16 protein-coding genes are annotated in these 19,400 nt (G+C 63.3%); 8 read left to right on the top strand and 8 right to left on the bottom strand.

What is annotated here, in order from left to right; all coding sequences use genetic code 11:
• Positions 1-107: 107 nt before the first annotated feature.
• Positions 108-692 (top strand): TetR/AcrR family transcriptional regulator, encoded by a 585-nt coding sequence (locus ACVZTU_RS15945; protein ID WP_181272239.1) that lies wholly within the window; start codon positions 108-110, stop codon positions 690-692.
• A 377-nt stretch (positions 693-1,069) separates the two neighbouring features.
• Here ACVZTU_RS15945 and ACVZTU_RS15940 read toward each other — a convergent pair whose 3' ends face one another.
• Both ACVZTU_RS15940 and ACVZTU_RS15935 read right to left on the bottom strand, forming a co-directional pair.
• Positions 1,070-2,464: an IS1380 family transposase gene (locus tag ACVZTU_RS15940; RefSeq protein ID WP_181272250.1), complete on the bottom strand. Its 1,395-nt coding sequence runs from the start codon at positions 2,462-2,464 to the stop codon at positions 1,070-1,072.
• A 523-nt stretch (positions 2,465-2,987) separates the two neighbouring features.
• The gene (locus ACVZTU_RS15935) at positions 2,988-4,166 is read right to left on the bottom strand and encodes an alpha/beta fold hydrolase (RefSeq protein ID WP_181272240.1); all 1,179 of its coding nucleotides are present in this window, start codon (positions 4,164-4,166) and stop codon (positions 2,988-2,990) included.
• A gap of 662 nt (positions 4,167-4,828) precedes the next feature.
• On the opposite strand from ACVZTU_RS15935, the gene dnaK reads away from it, so the two are divergent.
• The 5 genes from dnaK (at position 4,829) to ACVZTU_RS15910 (ending at position 10,043) form a co-directional block, all read left to right on the top strand.
• Positions 4,829-6,691 carry a molecular chaperone DnaK gene (gene dnaK, locus ACVZTU_RS15930; protein WP_139467936.1) on the top strand — a complete coding sequence of 621 codons (1,863 nt, stop codon included), beginning with the start codon at positions 4,829-4,831 and terminating at the stop codon, positions 6,689-6,691.
• Positions 6,691-7,365, top strand: coding sequence for a nucleotide exchange factor GrpE (locus ACVZTU_RS15925; RefSeq protein WP_139467937.1), 675 nt, complete (start codon positions 6,691-6,693; stop codon positions 7,363-7,365). The genes dnaK and ACVZTU_RS15925 overlap by 1 nt, the downstream gene beginning before the upstream one ends.
• A 181-nt stretch (positions 7,366-7,546) precedes the next feature.
• Positions 7,547-8,563 (top strand): DnaJ C-terminal domain-containing protein, encoded by a 1,017-nt coding sequence (locus ACVZTU_RS15920; RefSeq protein ID WP_139467938.1) that lies wholly within the window; start codon positions 7,547-7,549, stop codon positions 8,561-8,563.
• Between the two features lie 14 nt (positions 8,564-8,577).
• Positions 8,578-9,018, top strand: coding sequence for a heat shock protein transcriptional repressor HspR (locus ACVZTU_RS15915; RefSeq protein WP_181272241.1), 441 nt, complete (start codon positions 8,578-8,580; stop codon positions 9,016-9,018).
• A gap of 149 nt (positions 9,019-9,167) precedes the next feature.
• Positions 9,168-10,043: a DUF1206 domain-containing protein gene (locus ACVZTU_RS15910; protein ID WP_181272242.1), complete on the top strand. Its 876-nt coding sequence runs from the start codon at positions 9,168-9,170 to the stop codon at positions 10,041-10,043.
• 117 nt (positions 10,044-10,160) lie between these two features.
• On the opposite strand, the gene ACVZTU_RS15905 is transcribed toward ACVZTU_RS15910, so the two are convergent.
• The 3 genes from ACVZTU_RS15905 to ACVZTU_RS15895 all read right to left on the bottom strand — a co-directional run bounded on the left by ACVZTU_RS15905 (position 10,161) and on the right by ACVZTU_RS15895 (position 14,985).
• Positions 10,161-11,489, bottom strand: a complete 1,329-nt coding sequence (locus tag ACVZTU_RS15905; protein WP_181272243.1) for a lipoprotein 17-related variable surface protein — start codon at positions 11,487-11,489, stop codon at positions 10,161-10,163.
• A 241-nt stretch (positions 11,490-11,730) separates the two neighbouring features.
• On the bottom strand, positions 11,731-13,647 hold the full coding sequence (locus ACVZTU_RS15900; protein WP_482400823.1) for a hypothetical protein: 1,917 nt from the start codon (positions 13,645-13,647) through the stop codon (positions 11,731-11,733).
• Between the two features lie 222 nt (positions 13,648-13,869).
• On the bottom strand, positions 13,870-14,985 hold the full coding sequence (locus tag ACVZTU_RS15895; RefSeq protein ID WP_229664159.1) for a diacylglycerol/lipid kinase family protein: 1,116 nt from the start codon (positions 14,983-14,985) through the stop codon (positions 13,870-13,872).
• A gap of 81 nt (positions 14,986-15,066) precedes the next feature.
• On the opposite strand from ACVZTU_RS15895, the gene serS reads away from it, so the two are divergent.
• Both serS and ACVZTU_RS15885 read left to right on the top strand, forming a co-directional pair.
• Positions 15,067-16,347 carry a serine--tRNA ligase gene (serS, locus tag ACVZTU_RS15890; protein ID WP_139467941.1) on the top strand — a complete coding sequence of 427 codons (1,281 nt, stop codon included), beginning with the start codon at positions 15,067-15,069 and terminating at the stop codon, positions 16,345-16,347.
• A gap of 120 nt (positions 16,348-16,467) precedes the next feature.
• Complete coding sequence (locus ACVZTU_RS15885) at positions 16,468-17,316, top strand: HAD family hydrolase (protein ID WP_376914008.1); 849 nt, start codon at positions 16,468-16,470, stop codon at positions 17,314-17,316.
• A gap of 68 nt (positions 17,317-17,384) precedes the next feature.
• Here the strand turns inward: ACVZTU_RS15885 and ACVZTU_RS15880 are convergent, their stop codons facing one another.
• The 3 genes from ACVZTU_RS15880 to ACVZTU_RS15870 are packed head-to-tail and all read right to left on the bottom strand — an operon-like array spanning position 17,385 to position 19,398.
• Positions 17,385-18,227: an HAD family hydrolase gene (locus tag ACVZTU_RS15880; RefSeq protein ID WP_482400822.1), complete on the bottom strand. Its 843-nt coding sequence runs from the start codon at positions 18,225-18,227 to the stop codon at positions 17,385-17,387.
• Positions 18,224-18,796 carry a hypothetical protein gene (locus ACVZTU_RS15875; RefSeq protein WP_482400821.1) on the bottom strand — a complete coding sequence of 191 codons (573 nt, stop codon included), beginning with the start codon at positions 18,794-18,796 and terminating at the stop codon, positions 18,224-18,226. The genes ACVZTU_RS15880 and ACVZTU_RS15875 overlap by 4 nt, the downstream gene beginning before the upstream one ends.
• Entirely contained in the window at positions 18,793-19,398 is a 606-nt protein-coding gene (locus tag ACVZTU_RS15870; RefSeq protein WP_482400820.1) for a proteasome activator, read from the bottom strand. The genes ACVZTU_RS15875 and ACVZTU_RS15870 overlap by 4 nt, the downstream gene beginning before the upstream one ends.
• Positions 19,399-19,400: the final 2 nt, after the last annotated feature.

Below are 19,400 nucleotides of genomic sequence, written 5' to 3'. Positions count from 1 at the left end.
AGTGCAACTGGGCCAGTGGCCGTGAGGGGAAGGCACGGTCTGCGTGGCTCAATTCTGGTACTGAGTACCAGTTGGTACTGGGTACATAATAAGACTAACCTGATCTCATGACAACACCGTCCTCTCTGCGTGCCCGCTCTCAGTCGCGGATACGGCAGGCCATCATTGACGCTGCGTATGACCTCTTCGCTGAATGCGATTTTGATGCCGTTAGCGTTTCCGAGATTGCTGAGCGTGCCGCGGTGGGGCGGACGACGTTCTTCCGGTATTTCGGCGATAAGCAGGAAGTGCTCTTCGCCGACGAAGGGCAAGTAGCAGAACTGCTCGTTGCGGAGGCGTCAAGGGTCGGTACATCACCGACATCGACTCCATTTCATCGGGCGCGTTGCGCCTTACGAGCGGTTTCTGTCCACCTGGTCGCTGGCGGGGAGCGGTTTGCACTGCGGTCTCGCCTCGTGGCTGAGAATCAGTCTCTCAGGGACCGCGAAGAGCGGAAACTGCTGTGGTTGAGCGGAGTTCTCGCTGAAGCCTTGAAAGAGTGTGGCGCCACGACGCAAGAGGCGAGGTTGTCGACGGAGATCGCCTTCGGAGTCTTTCGGGCCGCAAGATACCATGGTTCCATCGACAGTATTGATCTCGTCCGGCGCGTCGATGACTCGTTCGAGCAGACCATTCGCATGTTTGATCCATAGAGGGTGCTGTGGCTGGCAGGGTATGCCTGTCTGCGGGCTTGGCCGGTATCAGCGACTTCTTCTTGGCTTTGGTGGCGACTGCTCGCAACTAGCCTGGAAATTTCACGTGATCGCTCGGTTGGGCGGTGTATGGCAGTGCCTCTCTGACGGGAGATGCTTGGCTTGTTGAAGTCAAGTCGGCCGAGTCTGCTGAGTGCCCCACCACTTAGCCTTGATCCACCGATCTGCTTGCAGGCAAGGGGTGCGGCTGGATTCGAGCGCGAGCATGACGTGCGGGCAGGAGGTAGCGTCTCGGTCTCTCACCGGTCTCTTCCACAAATGTTTCCCAAGGTCTCCTCCAGACCCTGCGGCGTTGTGCTCGAGCAGGAGCGGATCGGTCAGGACAATACCGTCGTCGGTGGACTCAGAACCGCTTGCCAGAGTCGTGCGAAGTCCGTCGCCCACGGCCACTTCGTGGGCAGGTGCAGGATCAGCTTCCTGGCACGGTGAGCAATCCGGGCCGGGATGCTGATGATCCGTGTTCGCAGTGTCTGGGCGCGTACTTTGCTCATCCGTCCGCCGATGAGTCCGGCAGCGGCCCGCAGCAGGTTGTGAGTGATCGCTGTGATCGTCACCCAGGCGGCGTTGGCGTTGAACACCCCGGAGGGCATATGCGCCAGGGCACCGTTCTTCAGCTCCGCATTGATCTGCTCGATGATCGCGTGCTTGCGGTGCATGTGATCAGCAGCGACAGTGTCGAAACGATCCCGGTCGACGGTGGTGAAGAACGCGTGATAGCGGAACAAGTCGGATAACGGATTCTGCCCGGCAGCGCGTTTGGTCTCGTTGAGCTCCGGGATACGGCGGACGACCAAGCGGCCAGTGGTGTGCAGGGACTTCTTCTTCGAGGTGAACGCGGTGAACGGAACCTCGGCGACTTCAGCCTTACTGACCCAGGCTCCGGAGTCCTCGTCGTAGATCGCTTCGGGATACTCGATGCCAGTCCATGCGTCATCGCTGATTGTTCCGATCGCTGCTTTGACCCGCTTGTCCATGCGCACGGTGATCGACACATGAGCCCCGGCATCATGGGCGGCTTTGGTCACGGTCGATGAGTAGTACGCCGAGTCAGCGCGAACGAGCACCGCAGCACCAGGGTTGATGCGTTTGGTGGTGGCCAGAGCGTCGGAGACGAACTTATCAGCACCACGTGCTGAGAAGGTCGAGCCTTTGCGCAGGCGCTGGCCCACGATGAGCTGGTTGGAGCTGCTGGTTGACGCGGTAGCCAATAGCGTGTTGAGGCCGCGACTGCCCTGGTAGCCGAACCCAGCTCCCTGCTTCGACGCAGAGTGAATGTCGATGACGGTGTCGTCGACATCGACGAAGACTGTCGATGATTGCGCGTTCTCCTGACTGGCGGGCAGCAGAGGCGTGTGTTCATTGAGATTGGTCAGGAAGCGGGAGGAGATGGCGTCGAGTTGTTTCACGTGGCCGAAGGCGAACGAGCGGAGGAACGAGCCCAAAGTCGAAGGGGCATAGACGCGGTCGAAGGGGTGTTTCATGCCGCCGTGGCGGAGAATGTTCATGTCATCGATCGAGTCGGCCCCGGCAGCCATTCCCGCAACCAGTGTGGCCAGCTTCGCTGCCGGATTCGCGCCCTTATCGGCCCCGGTGGTGGTCACGGTCAGACGGTTTTCGGCGAGGTCTGGCAAGCCGGCGTTCTGGGCCAGGGCCATGATCGGGACGAGCCCGGTGGCAGCGGTGAGATTCGTGTCGTCGAAAGAGTGGGACACAGTCGTGGGGGAGTGATTGAATAGCACTTGAGAGGTGCCCCTTTCTGAGCGGGATATGGAGACTTAGAACATCATTATTTTCCCAGCTCAGGAGGGGTATTTCTATTTCACGCGGGGCCCGGTCTGGCTACTCGCATCGGTGGATCAAGGCTAAGACCTGGAGCGAACCCCAGGGCGCTTCACCGCTATCTGCGAGTGCTGGGGCGTCTCGTACACGCCCATAAGGTCGTCGAGTGGTCGTGGAAGAGAATCGCTAGGAATCGCCGAGCCTTGTTCTGGTCGATGACGCTCATTCGCGACGAGCGGGGCCTCGCCCCCGCCTCCACCGCCTAGCTGTACGAAACTGGGCTGCGGCTCCGTGCGCCGCCCTCGTTTGAACATATCAGGGCTAAGAAGACCACCAACGGAACGATTAAGCGCCCCCTCAACGTGTGGGAGAGCGGGCATTCCGCCTCAACGGTCAAGAGCTCCAGCGGGGCCGTGGTCCTGGGCCGTTCGGCCTAGGAAGGGCCGCGGGTAGTGCTCAGGGTTCGAGCAGGCGCTTGAGGTCTTTTGCGAATTCTGACGGCTCTGAGCTTGCGCCGAGGTGGTTACCTGGCATGTCGACTAGGGGCAGTCCTAGACGTTCAGCGAGCATTTGGGTTGCCCGCCGCGCGAGTTGATGATGGCTCAGTGAGCCTGCACACAGCGTAATCGCAACACGTCGGATGGCCTCAATATCGGGTACGTAAAAGACTGATGGACCGGCCATCTGCCCTAGAAAGTAGCGATTCTTTTCGAGTTCCTCGGCAGGTAGCTCGGGCATCGACATATGGGCGGGAGGTGTCTGATCTGGTCCCGTATGGTGGGCAGCGCCACTGAGATCAAAGAACTCCTGCACTGCCCGCTGGGGATCAGCCTCCGCGGCTTCAAACACCGCTGCAGCTCTGTCCGCTAGCTTCGAATCAGCCACGAGGGACACGAGCGGCGGCTCATGCAACACGGCCCGGCCAACCATTTCAGAATACTGCTTGGCCAGTTCCAACAGCGTCACGGCGCCGCCACTGGTTCCGACGAATAGGGCGGGCCCTCCGGTGAGCCGGTCAACAAGCGCAGCAAGATCCTCGGCAAGTACCTCGGGCGTGGGTGCAGCCATCCCCAGGACTGCACGACTGGCACCGACACCACGCGGGTCATGGGTGACGACGGTATAACGGTCGGAAAGCTCATGCGCTAGCGGTGCGAAACCAGCCCGCCCCGCCGGCGCACCGACCAGAAACAACAGAGGCCCCTCCCCCTGGACGTCGAACGCAATCGTGCAATCTGTTCGCTCGAGAAGGTTCACCGAACCGGTGATTCGATCGCTGAAATCCATGATCTTCCGCGTAATTACATCGAGCGCTCGGTCGAGCTCCTCACGCCTATCCTGGACGCGACGGCGATGGGCTGTCAGTAACTCCACTCGAAGTCCGGCCAGATCAGCCACCTTGTTGTCTGCGCCCGTGAACTGCGCGATATCAGCCAGAGGCATCCCCGTCTCACGGAGATGAACCAGCATGCGGATCAACTCGACGTCGGCCGTCGTGTACTGACGGTGTCCCGCACTGTCGCGTCGTGGAGACGGTATGACCCTCTGGCGCTCGAAGTATCGTATCGTGTCCGGTTCCAGACCGATCCGTGCCGAGACTTCGGCAATCCCAAACAGCTCATCTCGTTCACTCATGCCTCAAGCTTCACCCCTGAACCGAGGTTCAGGTCAAACGAAGGGAATGCTGAAGGTTTGTTTGACTCTGACCTGACCCATGGTTTGGTTTCCACTCGAAGTCCGCCAACCACAATCGATCGAGTTCTAACCGGCTTTCGAACGGTATATGGTCGTTTGTGGTCGCGGACCAAAACAAACCGGGGTAGTGACGTTGACGCGCGTATGATCTGGGCGACCGGACCGGTAGTCCCTTCGAAAGTCGGGTGCTGTCCACAGCGCCCACAGTGGTGGCTACCGATGTGCCCTCCTCGGTGAGGTACATCAGTTCCGTGTCCAGCAACGTCTTCGTTGTCATGTTTCCAGCATCCTCGCACCGACATGAAACTGGGAACACCGACACGCCTCCGACGCGAAATTGAGATTCCGACACGAAATCCGAGAACCTACAGCGGCTGTCTGAAAAGAAATCCTCTCCCGCCGGAATAAAACCATCCTCAGCAAAGTTGAGTCTGGTGTACGCAACTTTGATGAGGCCGACTTGACGGTCGGAACCTCGAAGAGAATACTTGAGTCCGGTTGGCTCAATGTGTGCGGTCGAGTGGTTCTGACTCAAGAACCGGAGCCGCCCGATCGCACACATTCGAGTCGCAGGAACTCACGATCTGTAAGGAGAGAAAACTATGGCACGTGCAGTCGGAATCGACCTCGGAACCACGAACTCCGTCGTCACCGTCCTCGAGGGCGGCGACCCGAAGGTCATCGCAAACGCGGAAGGCGGTCGCACGACCCCGTCCGTCGTCGCAGTCAACAAGAACGGCGACTCCCTCGTCGGTGAGATCGCCAAGCGCCAGGCCGTCACGAACATCAAGAACACCGTCGCATCGGTCAAGCGCCACATGGGCACCGACTGGTCCACCGAGATCGGCGGCAAGAAGATGACGGCCCCCGAAGTTTCGGCCCGCATCCTCCAGAAGCTCAAGCACGACGCCGAAGAGTACCTGCAGGAGAAGGTCACCGACGCGGTGATCACCGTTCCCGCATACTTCAACGATGCTGAGCGCCAGGCAACCAAGGATGCCGGTGAGATCGCCGGCCTCAACGTCTCGCGCATCATCAACGAACCCACTGCTGCCGCTCTTGCCTACGGCCTCGAGCGCGGCAAGGAAGACGAGCTCATCCTCGTCTTCGACCTCGGTGGCGGTACCTTCGACGTCTCCCTGCTGGAAGTCGGCAAGGACGAAGACGACTTCTCCACCATTCAGGTCCGTGCGACCTCCGGTGACAACCGCCTCGGCGGTGACGACTGGGATCAGCGCATCGTCGACTGGCTGGTCGAGCAGGTCAAGAACAACTACGGCGTGGACCTGACCAAGGATGCCACCGCTCTGCAGCGCCTCAAGGAAGCCGCAGAGCAGGCCAAGAAGGAACTGTCCTCGGCCACCAGCACGAACATCTCGCTGCAGTACCTGTCGATGAGCGAGAACGGACCCATCCACCTGGATGAGACCCTCACCCGTGCGAAGTTCGAGGACCTGACCAAGGACCTCCTCGAGCGCACCAAGGCTCCGTTCCACGCAGTCATGAAGGACGCCGGTGTCTCCGTCAGCGACATCGACCACGTCGTCCTCGTGGGCGGTTCGACCCGTATGCCCGGCGTCTCCGCCGTCGTCACCGAACTCACCGGAGGCAAGGAGCCCAACAAGGGCGTCAACCCCGATGAGGTCGTCGCCATCGGCGCCGCCGTTCAGGCCGGTGTCCTCGTGGGTGAGCGCAAGGACGTCCTGCTCATCGACGTCACCCCGCTCTCGCTCGGACTCGAGACCAAGGGCGGCGTGATGACCAAGCTCATCGAGCGCAACACCCCGATCCCGACCAAGCGCTCGGAGACCTTCACCACCGCTGAGGACAACCAGCCCTCCGTGTCGATCCAGGTCTTCCAGGGTGAGCGTGAGTTCACTCGCGACAACAAGAACCTCGGCACCTTCGAGCTGACCGGTATCGCTCCGGCTCCGCGCGGTGTGCCGCAGATCGAGGTCGCCTTCGACATCGACGCCAACGGCATCGTCCACGTGTCGGCCACCGACAAGGGCACCGGCACCGAGCAGTCGATGACGATCACCGGCGGTTCCGCACTGCCGAAGGAAGACATCGACCGCATGGTCCGCGAGGCCGAGGAGCACGCAGAAGAGGACAAGAAGCGCCGTGAGGCTGCCGACGTCCGCAACAATGCGGAGAACCTCGCCTACCAGACCGAGAAGCTGCTGACCGACAATGCCGACAAGCTGCCGGAAGAGCTCAAGACCGAGATGCAGGGCGATGTCGACGCCGTCAAGGAAGCCCTCAAGGGTGAAGACGACGACGCCGTGAAGAGCGCCTACGACAAGCTCGTGGAGAACCAGCAGAAGATCGGCGAAGCCATCTACAGCCAGCAGGGCGGTGCCGAAGGCGCCGAAGCTGCCGGTGAAGGCGCAGCCGATGCGAGCGCAGACGACGATGTCGTCGACGCCGAAGTTGTCGACGATGAGGATGAGGAGAAGAAGTAATGACTGCCGAGGGCAACGACAAGTCGTCCGAGGAGCCAGGCTTCACCTTCAGTGACAAGCGCCGGGTCGATCCGAACACCGGTGAGGTCCGTCCCGAGGCCGACGCCCAGTCGGCCTCGGCCGGGGCCGGCGAGGAGCCGACCGCGGACCCGAATGCCGAACAGGCTGCCGCGGCCGATGCCAGCGACCTCGGTGTGGACATCCCGTCCGATGCCTCGGGTCTCGAGGACATCGAGCCGGAGGCCGAGCCCGAACCGGGTTCTGAGGCAGCGGGATACCTGGCCGACCTCAAGCGCATCAACGCCGAATATGCGGCCTACCGGATGCGGGCCGACCGCGAACGTGAGCGTGCGGCGCTCGGCGGCACGATCAAGGTCGTCGAGGCCCTGATTCCCGTGCTCGACGAGGTCAAGCTCGCTCGCGACAACGGCGATGTCACCGGGCCCTTCGAGACCCACGTGAACAAGCTCGTCGAATCGCTGAACAAGCTCGGCGTCGAACAGTACGGAGAGGTCGGCGACGAGTTCGATCCGAACATCCACGAGGCGCTCATGCAGCAGCCTTCGGATGAGGTCGAGAATCCGACGCTCTTCCTGGTCATGCAGCCGGGCTACCGGATCGGGGAGCGCATCATCCGCGCCGCCCGCGTCGGTGTCCAGCAGCCGGAGGACTGAGCAGCGACCATGATCGCCGAGGCGGCCGCCCGCCCCGCACGCCGGTTCACCGACGTGCGGGGCCGGGGAACCGCCTCGGCGGCGGTCCGGATCTTCGGGGCATCGCCCCGGGGATGCGGATTGTGAGAGGACAAGTGAATACCCTGATGACAGGATTGATTGGAAGGAAAGGAGGTGCCAGGTGAATACCGGACCTCAGAATGATTGGTTCGACAAGGACTTCTACAAAACCCTCGGCGTCTCCAAGGATGCTTCCGACGCCGAGATCAAGAAGGCTTATCGCAAGCTCGCGCGCAAGTATCACCCGGACGCCAACCCCGGTGATGAGAAGGCCGAGGAGAAGTTCAAGGAGATCGGCCAGGCCCACCAGGTGCTCTCCGACAAGGAATCCCGGGCCCAGTACGATCAGGTCCGTGCCATGGGCGGCGGCGCCAGGTTCAGCGCCGGTTCCGGTGGACCCGGCGGGGCTGCCGGCGGCGGATTCGACGACGTGTTCTCCGACCTCTTCGGAGGCGGCGGACGCACCCGGACCCGCACGACCTACGGCGGTGGGGGAGACGTTCCCCCGGACCTGGCGGATCTGCTCGGCGGATTCGGCGGAGGCTTCGGCGGTGGCGGCGGATACGGCGGCTACCAGCCTCCGGTCAAGGGCGGCGACATCAAGTCGAGCACGACGCTGTCGTTCACCGAAGCCATCGACGGCGCCTCGGTGAAGCTGAACATGCCCGGCGGGAAGCCGCTGACCGTGCGCACCCCGATCGGGGTCAAGGACGGACAGAAGATCCGCCTGGCCGGCAAGGGCAAGGCCAGCCCCAACGGCGGCGAGCCCGGAGACGTCATCCTCACCGTGCACGTGAGCCCGCACCCGGTCTTCACCCGCGATGGTGACAACCTGCGGATGGATCTGCCGATCAGCTTCGACGAGGCGGCCCTCGGCGCCGAGGTCAAGGTGCCGACTCTGGGCGGGATGCCCGTCAAGGTCAAGGTCGCACCGGGTACACCGTCGGGACGGACCCTGCGCGTGCGGGGCAAAGGTGTGAAGACGAAGAAGGGCACCGGCGATCTGCTGGCGACAGTCGAGATCGTGGCGCCGAAGAACCTGTCCAAGGAAGCCAAGCAAGCGGTCGAGTCGTTCAAGGCCGCCACTGAAGGTGAGGACCCACGCGCCGGCTTGCTGGACAAAGCCAAGGCCAGCTGAGGTGGTGAATCACAATGCACATTTCATCGAGTGCGGCGGTGTATGTCATCTCGGTGGCCGCGGATCTGGCGGGCATGCACCCGCAGACGCTGCGGCAGTATGACCGACTGGGTCTCGTCTCTCCGGAACGCACTGCGGGCCGGGGCCGGCGTTATTCCGGGAAGGACATCGCCAAGCTGCGACTGATCCAGCAGCTGTCGCAGGACGAGGGAGTCAACCTCGTCGGGATCAAGAAGATCATCGACCTGCAGAATCAGGTCGATGCGCTCAAGAGCCGCAACGAGGAGCTTGAGGACGAGGTTCGGGCACGCCGGTCGGTGCAGGAACGCGATGCGCGTGTCTTCGCGGCCGGAACCGTGGGCGGAGACGTCGTCTCGATCTCGAGGGGACGACGCCCACAGGGTCGCCCTGAGCCGGGAGCTCTGGTGCTGTACAACCGGTACCGACGCGGCTGATCCTGACGAGGCCCGACTGGGACGCTGAGAACAGCGTCGAGGCGGAGTGCGAACCGAACTTTCGGTGCGCACTCCGCCTTTTCGCGTTGCTCGACGAATCCAGTTCATTGCGGCGCAGAAAAGTACACGTGTTGTGCGACACTGACTCTGTGAACGAGAAAGAGAAGGTTCGACAGGTCGCCGACAGTGCCGATTCGGCGGCTCAGGAAGCCGCGGACAGCCGCTGGTTCGAGCGTGTGGCCCGCGCGGGCTTCATTGCCAATGGGTTGGTCCACGCGATCCTCGGTGCGACGGCCGTGACGATCGGCCTGGGGCAGGGCGGCGGCGAAGCCGACCAGGCCGGAGCGGTCGGACAGATCGCTTCACAGCCCTTCGGCCTGGTGCTGATCGTGATCTGCTTCCTCGGCTGTGCGCTGATGGCGTTGTGGTGCTTGGTCAACGCGTTCTTCGGTGCGTCGTCGCTGCGCGGTGCCGGAACTCGCGACCCGCAGGAGAAGCAGGGGAGGAAACAGTGGATCGACTTCTTCTCGACGGTCGGTTCTGCCATTGCCTATGTTGTGGTTGCCGCGACCTTCTCCCAGTTCGTCTTCGGCGGAGGATCGGACTCGGGCAAAGTGAGCTCACAGGCCTCGACGACCGTGGCGAAGGCCCCGGGCGGACTGTATATCCTCATGGCTGCCGGCGCCGTGATTGCGCTCATCGGCATCGTGTTCTGTATCAATGGTCTGCGCCGGAAGTGGAAAGATGAGCTTCGTCGGCCGCGCAGCGCGTTCACCCGCTTCCTCGTCGGATTCACCGGTGTTGTCGGGTATCTGGGCAAAGGTGCGACGCTGCTGTCGGTGGGCATCCTCATCGTGGTGTCTGCGGCGACCGGTGATCCGGAGGAGTTCACTGGTATCGACGGTGCGCTCAAGGGCATGCGCGATCAGCCGTTCGGGCCGTATCTGCTGTTGGCCGTGGGTCTCGGCCTGGTCCTCTACGGGGTCTTCCTCGCCCTGCGCTCGAGGTACGACCGCATGGAATGAGCTGTCTTCTGCTTTGTTGCAGCGAAAAGAAGAAGGGCGCGAACCCAACTGGGTTCGCGCCCTTCTTCGACTCACGCCCGCCTCAGTCGAGCCGGCATGTTCTCAAGTCGGTCGCTATCAGATCTCAGCGGGATCTTTGGCAACCTTCTTGCGGCGCATGGTCATGGCGACTGCAACTCCACCGATGAGGAGGAGGCCGGCGCCGCCGACCAGGCCGGTCAGCTCGGTACCGGTGCGGGGCAGGTCGCCGCCGTTGCCGGCGTCTCCGTTGTCGCCATCATCGTTTCCGCCGTTACCGTCTTCATTGCCGTCGCCGCCACCGGCGTTCGGGTCTTCCTCGACCGAGAAGTCACCGGTCAGTTCGTCATCGCCGCAGGTGACGGTGACGTCGTATTCGCCGACGTAGGCCGATGCGTTGGAGGCGCTGGTGCCATAGACGTTGACGTTGGCCTTGCCTTCGTCGTCAGCCTGGACGGTCTTGTCGAAGGCGGTGACGCTCGACTCGCCCTTGGGATTGACGAGGAAGCGGACGTCTTCACCGGGTTCGCAGTTCTCGACGGCGAGGGTAACGCCCTTGTCTTCCTTGACGAAGTCAGCAGGCGTGATCGACTCGGGGGAGACGGTCAGCTTGGCTTCTTCAACCGGAGCGGTGGGCTCTTCGGTTTCGTCTTCGGTGATGACGAAGTCCTGAGCCGGGGAGTTGGTTTCCGACTCCTGGTCGACGCCCCAGACGGAGTAGTCGCCGGCCGGAAGCGCCTCGTCGCCCTCAAACTTCAGGGTTGCGGAGATCTTTCCTTCGTCGTCGGCTTCGACTTCATTGGTCGCGAACGGCGACGTTGCGTTGCCGCCGACGACGGTGACCTTGCTGTTCGGGGTGAAGCCCTCACCGGTGACCTTGATGCCGTTCTCTGCGAACTCGCTCTCCGTGAACTTGTCGGCGTTGAGCGAGACCTTCGGGTCGACCTCGGGAGCCTCGGGCTCGTCTGTGTCGTCGACGACGGAGAAGCTCAGCCCGTCATAGGTGCGCTCCTCGCCATCGCGAGTGATCGTGACGGAGAAATCGACCTTGCCGTTCTCGATGTCTTCGGCGGGCTGAGTCGAGTAGATGTTGTATTCGAAGGTATCGCCCTCAGCAGTTCCGGCTTCGCCGGTGAGCGAATCCGAGATCTTGTCTCCGGCTTCAAGACCGGTGATCGTGACGACGATTCCCTTGTCCTTGTTGGCGAGGTCCTCGGCGGTGATCTCCTTGGGGGAGGTTGTCACCTTCGCTTCGATGGCCTGCGCCTCAGCCTCAGGCGACTCCGAAGGAGTGCTCTCCTGGGCGTCGCCGGAGTTCTTGACGACAGTGTGCGAGTAGCTGTCCGAACCGGGAGCAGCGATGACTGGGGATGCGGCCAGGCCGGTGATGGCGATGGCCACCGCGGGGGCGAGGGCGAGCTTCTTCATGTATTTCCTTAGAAAATTACAGCTGGGTGTGAAGTATTACGAATGTAACAGTAATGCAACATTCACCACACACATAGTTGTGGTCGTTTTGTTCAGCACTGACGTCGGCTCTGTTGCAGAGTTCATTCTTCATTCACCCTGAACACCCGGTTCGTCACAGACTGCAGAACAGAAGGAGGGGCGGCTCAGCGTGTGCTGAGCCGCCCCTCCCTCTCGATTCAGGTCATCCGCCTGGCTCGGATCAGAAGCTCGTCGGAGTCTGTCCGAACTTGTTCTTGCGGCCGGTCAGTGCGATCGCGGCACCACCGACGAGGAGGAGCAGGGCTCCCGTCGTCAGTCCACCGAGGTCGGCACCGGTGCGAGGCAGCTGACTGCCGTCATCTCCACCGCCGTTGCCGGCATTGCCGTTGTCCCCGCCGTCAGATCCGCCGCCATTGGCGCCTTCGGTAACTGTGAAGGAGTCTTTCATGGTGTCGTCGCCGCAAGTTGCGGTTGCGGTGTACGCACCGACGTAGGCGGAGACATCCGACGAGGTGCCGAAGACGTTGACCGAGGCATTGCCTTCGTCGTCAGCTTTGACGGTGTTCTCATAGGCCGTGACGTTGATGCCCTTCGGGTTGACCTCGAAGTGGACATCTGCGCCGGGCCCGCAGTTCTCGACGGCGAGGGTGACGCCCTTCTTCTCGTTGGCGAAGTCCGCCGCCTCGATCGTCTTCGGCGAAACCGTGAAGGAAGCCTCGGCTGGAGCTTCGGTCTCGCCGTCGTCTCCGTCGTCGCCGTCATCCTTGCCGTCGTCATTGCCGTCTTCGTTGCCGTCGTCCCCGTCGTCTTCGCCGACAACGTTGATGGTGCCGTTGAGGGTCTCCGACTCGGTGCCTTCGCGGTCGATGGTGACAGTGAATGGCACCTCGCCGACCTCGAGGTTGTCGGGGTTGCCCTCGTACCAGAGGTGGAGCTTGTAGTCGCCGTCGGCCTCTGCCGTTTCGGCCTCACCGGTGAGGGAATCGGTGATCTTGTCACCCGCCTTCACGCCGGTGACTGTGACGGTCACGCCCTTGTCCTTGTTGGCGAGATCCTCGGCGGTGATCTCCTTCGGATCGACCTTCAGTGAGGCATCGATCGGATCGACAGCGTCGTCTTCGGTGATGGTGAAGTCCTGAGCCGGGGAGTTGGTTTCGGACTCCTGGTCGACGCCCCAGACGGAGTAATCGCCGGCCGGAAGTGCTTCGTCGCCCTCGAACTTCAGGGTTGCGGAGATCTCGCCGTCGGCGTTGGCTTCGACTTCCTGGGTCGCGAAGGGCGACGTTGCGTTGCCGCCGACGACGGTGACAGTGCCGTTCGGGGTGAAGCCCTCACCGGTGACCTCGATGCCGTTCTCGTCGAAATCGCTCTGCGAGATCTCGGTGGTGTTGAGCGAGACCGTCGGTTCGGCCTCTGCCTGAACATCGACCTCGGCGGCGCCGGTGAGGGTCTTGGTGTCGGCGTCTTCCCGCTGTACCTGGACTGCGAAGGAAACCGACTCCTGCGAGACCTCAGAGGCGGAACGCAGCTTCATCGTCGCGGTCGAACCCTGAGCGGTGACGGCCGGGCCGGTCAGGCCGGACTTGGCGGCGACCTTGTCGCCCTTCTCGAGGCCGGTGACCTTGACGGTCACACCGTCCTCGTGGAGCTCCTCGGCGGTGACTTCACCCGAGGTGACCTGCACCGAGGCGTTGATGGGGTTGGCCTTGTCCTCGGACTTGTCGTCGTCCTTGGAGTCCTTGTCCTCGTCCTTGGGGGCAGGAGCGGGCTTCGGATCGACCTTCTTCGGAGGCGTCTTTGCCTCGTCCTTCTTATCCGCTTTGTCCTCGGCGGCCTTCTTCTCGTCCGCCTTCTTCTTGTCGGCGGCTTTCTTGGCAGCCTCGGCCTTTTCCTTGGCCTTCTTTTCGGCTGCCGCCTTCTCCGCGGCTGCCTTCTTCTCGGCTTCGGCCTTCTCAGCCGCGGCCTTCTTGGCCTCTTCCTTCTTCTTGGCTTCGGCCTTTGCGGCTTCAACCTTCTTCTGCTCGGCCTTCTGCGTGGAGGCGGACTGGGCAGACGTCGATTCCGCGGCAGCGACCGGGCTCGCGACAAGCCCGGTGAACGCGAGCGCGACTGCCGGCGCGAGGATGATCTTCTTCATTGGAGTGCCTTCAATCTCTGTGGCGAGGGGTGTGATACGGCACTCATCCTAGGTTCTGAGGGTTTTCCAAACTATTTCTGTACGTTTTGTTCAGGTTTAAAAGCGGTAACACTTAGGTGAATTTCTTTAACCGTTTCGTGACCTACTCGTCGGTAAAAGAATGGCTGTCAGTGCCGCCTCGGCGAGGGGACGCGTCGGCCGCGCGAATTCAGCGGTTCTGAGCTAGACCGGCCACGCCTCGGCGCGGATCTGCTTGCGCTGTTCGACGGTGGGGACGCGGACGGTCAGGGCGGAGGGGTCGACCTCCATCTCCAGGTAGGACGACTGTCCCAGCGGGTCTCCGTCGATCTGAATATCGACCTCGTCGCCGGCTTCGATGACGACCTTTCGGCACTTCCGGATGTTCGTGTGCAGCCCGCGTGAGGCTCGGCGGCCGGCGATCGATGCGAGCACGCCGACCCATTGGCCGAGGTTCTTCGGGCTGACGATGAGCACGTCGAGCATGCCGTCGTCGATGACGGCCTGCGGCAGCAGCTGGATGCCTCCCTGCAATCGGCCGCAATTGCCGCCGAGCACCGAACGCACCCTGGCCGAGATCCGATATTCGTCGTCGAACGTGACCTTGACATGACTGGGTTTGCCGGTGAGCTTCCGCGATCCCGCTTCGACGTAGGCGAGCCATCCGAGGCGGGCCTTGAGATCGTCATTGGTATCGGCCATGACCGCGGCGTCGAAGCCGAGTCCGGTCATCACGGTGAAGACATGGGTATCGCCGTCGGGGGCGATCTTCGCCGTCCCCACGTCGATCTCCCGGTTGCGTCCCCACAGCGCGATCCGCAGCGCCCATTCCGTCTTGTCGAGGACGAGGTCGATATTGCGGGCGAGCAGATTCCCGGTCCCCAACGGCACGATCCCCAGCGGAGTGGAGGTGCCGGCCAGCGCCGAGGCGACCGCGCGGATGGTGCCGTCCCCGCCGGCGGCGATGACGACGTCGACTCCCTCGTCGAGGGCACGGACCGTGGCCCCCTCACCGGAATCCTCGGGGGTGGTCTCGAGCACGAGCGGAGGGTTCCATCCCTCGAAACGACAGATCGCCTCGGCGGTGGCGGCCAATTTGCGCACATCGGTCTTTGTGGGATTGACGATGAGCGCGGCACGGTATCGGGCCGCATCATCGACTGCCTCGTCGGCGAGGTTCGCCGGGTGGACGTAGCGTCTCATCGTGTTGAGCGTGCGTCGCACGCCGTTGCGGCGGCCGATGAGGAACGCGGCCACGAGCACGGCGAGGGCACCGATGACGATGACCCAGGTCATCAGGGGGTCCAACTCGATGATCATGTCCCAAATCTACAGTGCTCCGGTCGTGTGCAGGCTGAGTGCCGAATGTCGAAAACACGCCCGGCCCGTTAAGCTGAGAGGGTGATCGATCTAGCGCTTCTCAGAGACAACCCGGCCCTGTTCAAGGCATCGCAGGAGGCTCGCGGGGCATCCGTCGAGCTCATCGACGAGGTCATCGCCGCCGATTCCGCTCGTCGCGCGGCCATCACCGCCTTCGAAGACGCACGAGCGGATCAGAAGTCGTTCTCCTCCCAGATCGCGAAGGCACCGAAAGAGGACAAGCCGGCACTCATCGCCGAGGGCAAGGCGAAGTCCGAGGCCGTGAAGTCGCTGTCCGCGGAGTCCGAAGAAGCCACTTTCGCCTTCGACCAGCTCGTGTCAAAGGTCCCGAACCTCATCATCGACGGCATCCCTGCCGGCGGCGAAGAGAACTTCGTGACGCTCAAGACCGTCGGCGTTCCCCGCGACTTCACCCAAGACGGCTTCGAACCGCTCGATCATCTCGAGATCGGTGAGAAGCTGAAGGCCATCGACACCCAGCGGGGAACAAAGGTCTCCGGATCGCGTTTCCACTACCTCACCGGTTTCGGCGCGAAGCTCGAGATGGCTCTGCTCAACCTCGCCCGCGACGTCGCCGAGGAGGCCGGGTTCAGCCCGACCATCACCCCGACCCTGGTCCGTCCCGAAGTCATGCGCGGCACCGGGTTCCTCGGTGAGCACGCCGATGAGGTGTACCGCCTCGAAGCCGACGACCTGTTCCTCGTCGGCACCTCCGAGGTGCCCCTGGCCGGCTACCACATGGACGAAATCATCGATCTCTCCGACGGTCCGCTGCGCTACGCCGGCATCTCCTCCTGCTACCGCCGCGAGGCCGGCTCCTACGGCAAGGACACCCGCGGAATCATCCGCGTCCACCAGTTCCAGAAGGTCGAGATGTTCGCCTACGTCCCGGTCGAGGACGCCGAAGCCGAACACGAGCGGATGTTGTCCCTGCAGGAGAAGATGCTCGGACTGTGCGAGCTGCCCTACCGGGTCATCGACACAGCCGCCGGCGACCTCGGTGACTCGGCCGCCCGCAAGTTCGACTGCGAAGCCTGGGTGCCGACTCAGGGCACCTACCGGGAACTGACCTCGACGTCGAACTGCACGACATTCCAGGCCCGCCGCCTGCAGATCCGCGAACGCCGCGACGGATCGACCCGGCCCGTCGCCACCCTCAACGGAACCATGGCCAACACGCGTTGGCTCGTGCCGATCCTCGAGAACCATCAGCAGGCGGACGGCTCGGTCACGGTGCCCGAGGCACTGCGGCCCTACCTCGGCGGGATGACCGCACAGGGACCGGAAGGACCGCGCTACTGAGCCTGTGCCGGGACGCGGGGAACTGACCGTGCGGCGGAACTCGACGGGACTCGGTCGGGTTCGGTCGCCTCGGCGCCGGGAAGAACGACAAGAAGATTCACGCATACGTTGGGAGACACATTGACCCCGCACCTCATCGCACTCGATGTCGACGGCACGATCGTCGGCTACGACGGAACCCTGTCGGAGTCGGTGAAGCAGGTGCTCGATCGGCTCGCCGAGGAGGGCCACCACCTTGTGGTCTCCACCGGCCGTGCCCTGCCGGGAGCGCTCGAGGTCGTCCACGCGCTCGACCTCAAGCACGGCTTCGTCGTGTGCTCGAACGGATCGGTCGTCGTCCGCCTCGACCCGGAGCTGCCGTTGGGGTGGGAGCTGCACCATGTCGTGTCCTTCGACCCGAAGGATGCGCTCGAGCAGATGCACGCGGCGTTGCCGACGGCGCTGTTCCTCGTCGAGGATCCGGACCTGCACCGGTGGGCGTCCGGGGCGTTCCCGGTCGGCGAACTCGCCGAATCCGACACCCTCGACATCGTCGACTTCGACGAGCTGCTGACCAAGCGGGCCACCCGCATCGTCATGCGCGAAGTCAACGGCACCGCCGAGGAGTTCGCCGCCGCCGTGGACTCGCTCGGACTGCATGAGGTCAGCTACTCGGTGGGCTGGAGCAACTGGCTCGACATCGCCCCGGACGGGGTCTCGAAGGCCAGCGGTCTGGAGATCGTGGCCGAGGAACTCGGGGTCAAGCACGCTCACACTGTGGGGGCCGGAGACGGACTCAACGACCTCGAGATGATCGAATGGGTCGAACACGGAATCGTTATGGGGCAGTCGAAGGACGAACTCAAGGTGCTCGCGAGCGTGGTTACCGATTCGGTCGACGACGACGGACTGGCGGTGGCACTGGTCGATTACTTCAGCCTCGACTCAGCGCTCCTCGAAGCAGAGGGCACCACCAACACCCGCCCCTAATTACTACCCGACGGCGGCCCAGCAACCTCGCGCGAGGTAGCTGGGCCGCCGTCAGATAGTAATTGGGGTCAGTTGGGGCGGGTGTCTAAGACGGCGTCGAGGTAGCGGGCGACGCCATCGTCGTCGACTGCCTCGGTCACGGCCGCTGCGATCGCCTTGACCGACCCCAGCGCATTGCCCATGGCGACCCCGTGCCCGGCCCACGACAGCATCTCGATGTCGTTGGGCATATCCCCGAACGCCATCACCTGCGCCCGCGCCACTCCGAGGTGGTCGCATAGATCCGACAGCGTCTTCGCCTTCGTGATCCCATACGGTGCCAGTTCGACAAGACCGTTGTCCGGCTCGGAGAACGAGGCATGGCAAGTGCCGTCGACGAGCGGATCGATGAGGTCGTGCATCGCCTGCGAATCGCTCGTCTCCAGACGCACGAGCACCTTGACGACGTCCTCGCCGGCGAGTTCGGAGACATCGTCGATGATCCTGGCCTCACGCGGTCGGCCGGTGACGAACTCCCGGTCGATGAAACCGCCGTTGAGCGTCTCGTAGGCGAACCGGGCCTCGGGATGATCGACGCGGACCGCCGCGGTGATCTCCGTCAGCGTCTGCGTATCGATGGTGTGGGCATCGACGACGGACTGCGATGCGATGTCGTAGACGACCGCCCCGTTGAGGCAGACGACGCGACCGAGGTCGGGGATCTGCTCGGCGATCGGCGCCAACCATCGCATGGGCCGCCCGGTGACGAGCACGAAGGGGATTCTCGCGTCCTGGCAGCGGTGGATCGCATCGATCGTGGCCGTCGAGATCGGCTTCCAGTTCAGCAGCAGAGTGCCGTCGATATCGCTGGCGACAAGGCCGAGGTCGAAGTCATCCGGCGGCAGGATATCGGGGCTGATCGGAGGTCTCATGATGCCTCCACCCTAGCGAGAATCTCCCGCGCCCGTCCCAGCAGCTCCTCGGCATCCGTGATGAACCGAACCGTGGCCCCCGCGCTCGAGTCGATCGACCGTCCCGATGGCCCGTCCGACCGTGCCATCGACGCCGCGAGCACCGCCTCGCCGACCTTCGACGAGGCCTTCGTCAGCAGCTCCGGTGCGTCGCCGACGGCCTGCCGAGCCGGCCCGGGCACCACCTGACCGGTGACGGGGTGGCGGGCATGGAGGGTCGCTGTGAGGTCGTCGACGATGTCGACGAGTGCGTTGAGCCGGTGGGTGCCGCCGACGATGACGTCGATCGGATCCTTCGCCGAGGCGGCCGTGGCCTCGCCGTCGGACGATCCCGCCGAGGCGGCTCCCGAGATGGCTCTGCCACCGGAGTCCCGTGACTCGTGGAGGGCCACCGCGGTGGTGTAGTACCGGTCGACTGCGCGGATGAAGCGGTCGCGGTTGTGGCGCCACAGACCGGTGCCGAACCGGTCATCGTCCTTGACCGCGGTCGGAATCGCCTTCTTGCGCAGGCCGGAGAAGAAACGCTTCACAGATAGTTGCCGGTGCCGCGATCGTCGCGGTCCGACTTCGTCTTCTCGCCGGGCTGCCCGTCAGCCGGCGTCATTCCGGGCGGAACCATCCCCGGAGGCAGCTGGCCGCGGCCGGCCATCTGCTGGGCCATGGCCTGCTGTGCCATGATCGCGGTCTGGATGCCGTGGAAGAGACCCTCTAACCAGCCGACGAGCTGGGCCTGGGCGATCCGCAGCTCCGAGGTCGTCGGGGGACCGTCGGCCGAGTCGAAGGGCAGGTCGAGGCGTTCGAGCTCCTCGATGAGGTCCTTCGACAGCCCATCTTCGAGTTCGTCGATGGAGCGGCGATGGATCTCGGCGAGGCGCTCGCGTCCCTTCTCATCGAGCTCGGTACCACGGACCTCCTCGAGCAGCTGCTTGACCATGGTGCCGATGCGCATCACCTTCGCCGGTGACGAGACGTCCGCCTGATCGTGCTGCGCCTTGGCGAGGCCGGCCTGCACTCCGTCGGCGTTCGACACACTGTTCGCGTTCCCCGCCTCGTCTGTGTTCGCTGCGTCCGAAGTGCTCGTGTCACCCGCGGAGTTCTGGATGCCGCCTAAGGACTCGGGATTCTCAGTCATTG

The organism is Brevibacterium sp. OS20, from assembly GCF_056837565.1.
The sequence above is the reverse complement of the archived record's forward strand: the minus strand, read 5'-3'. Positions and strand labels throughout refer to the sequence as shown.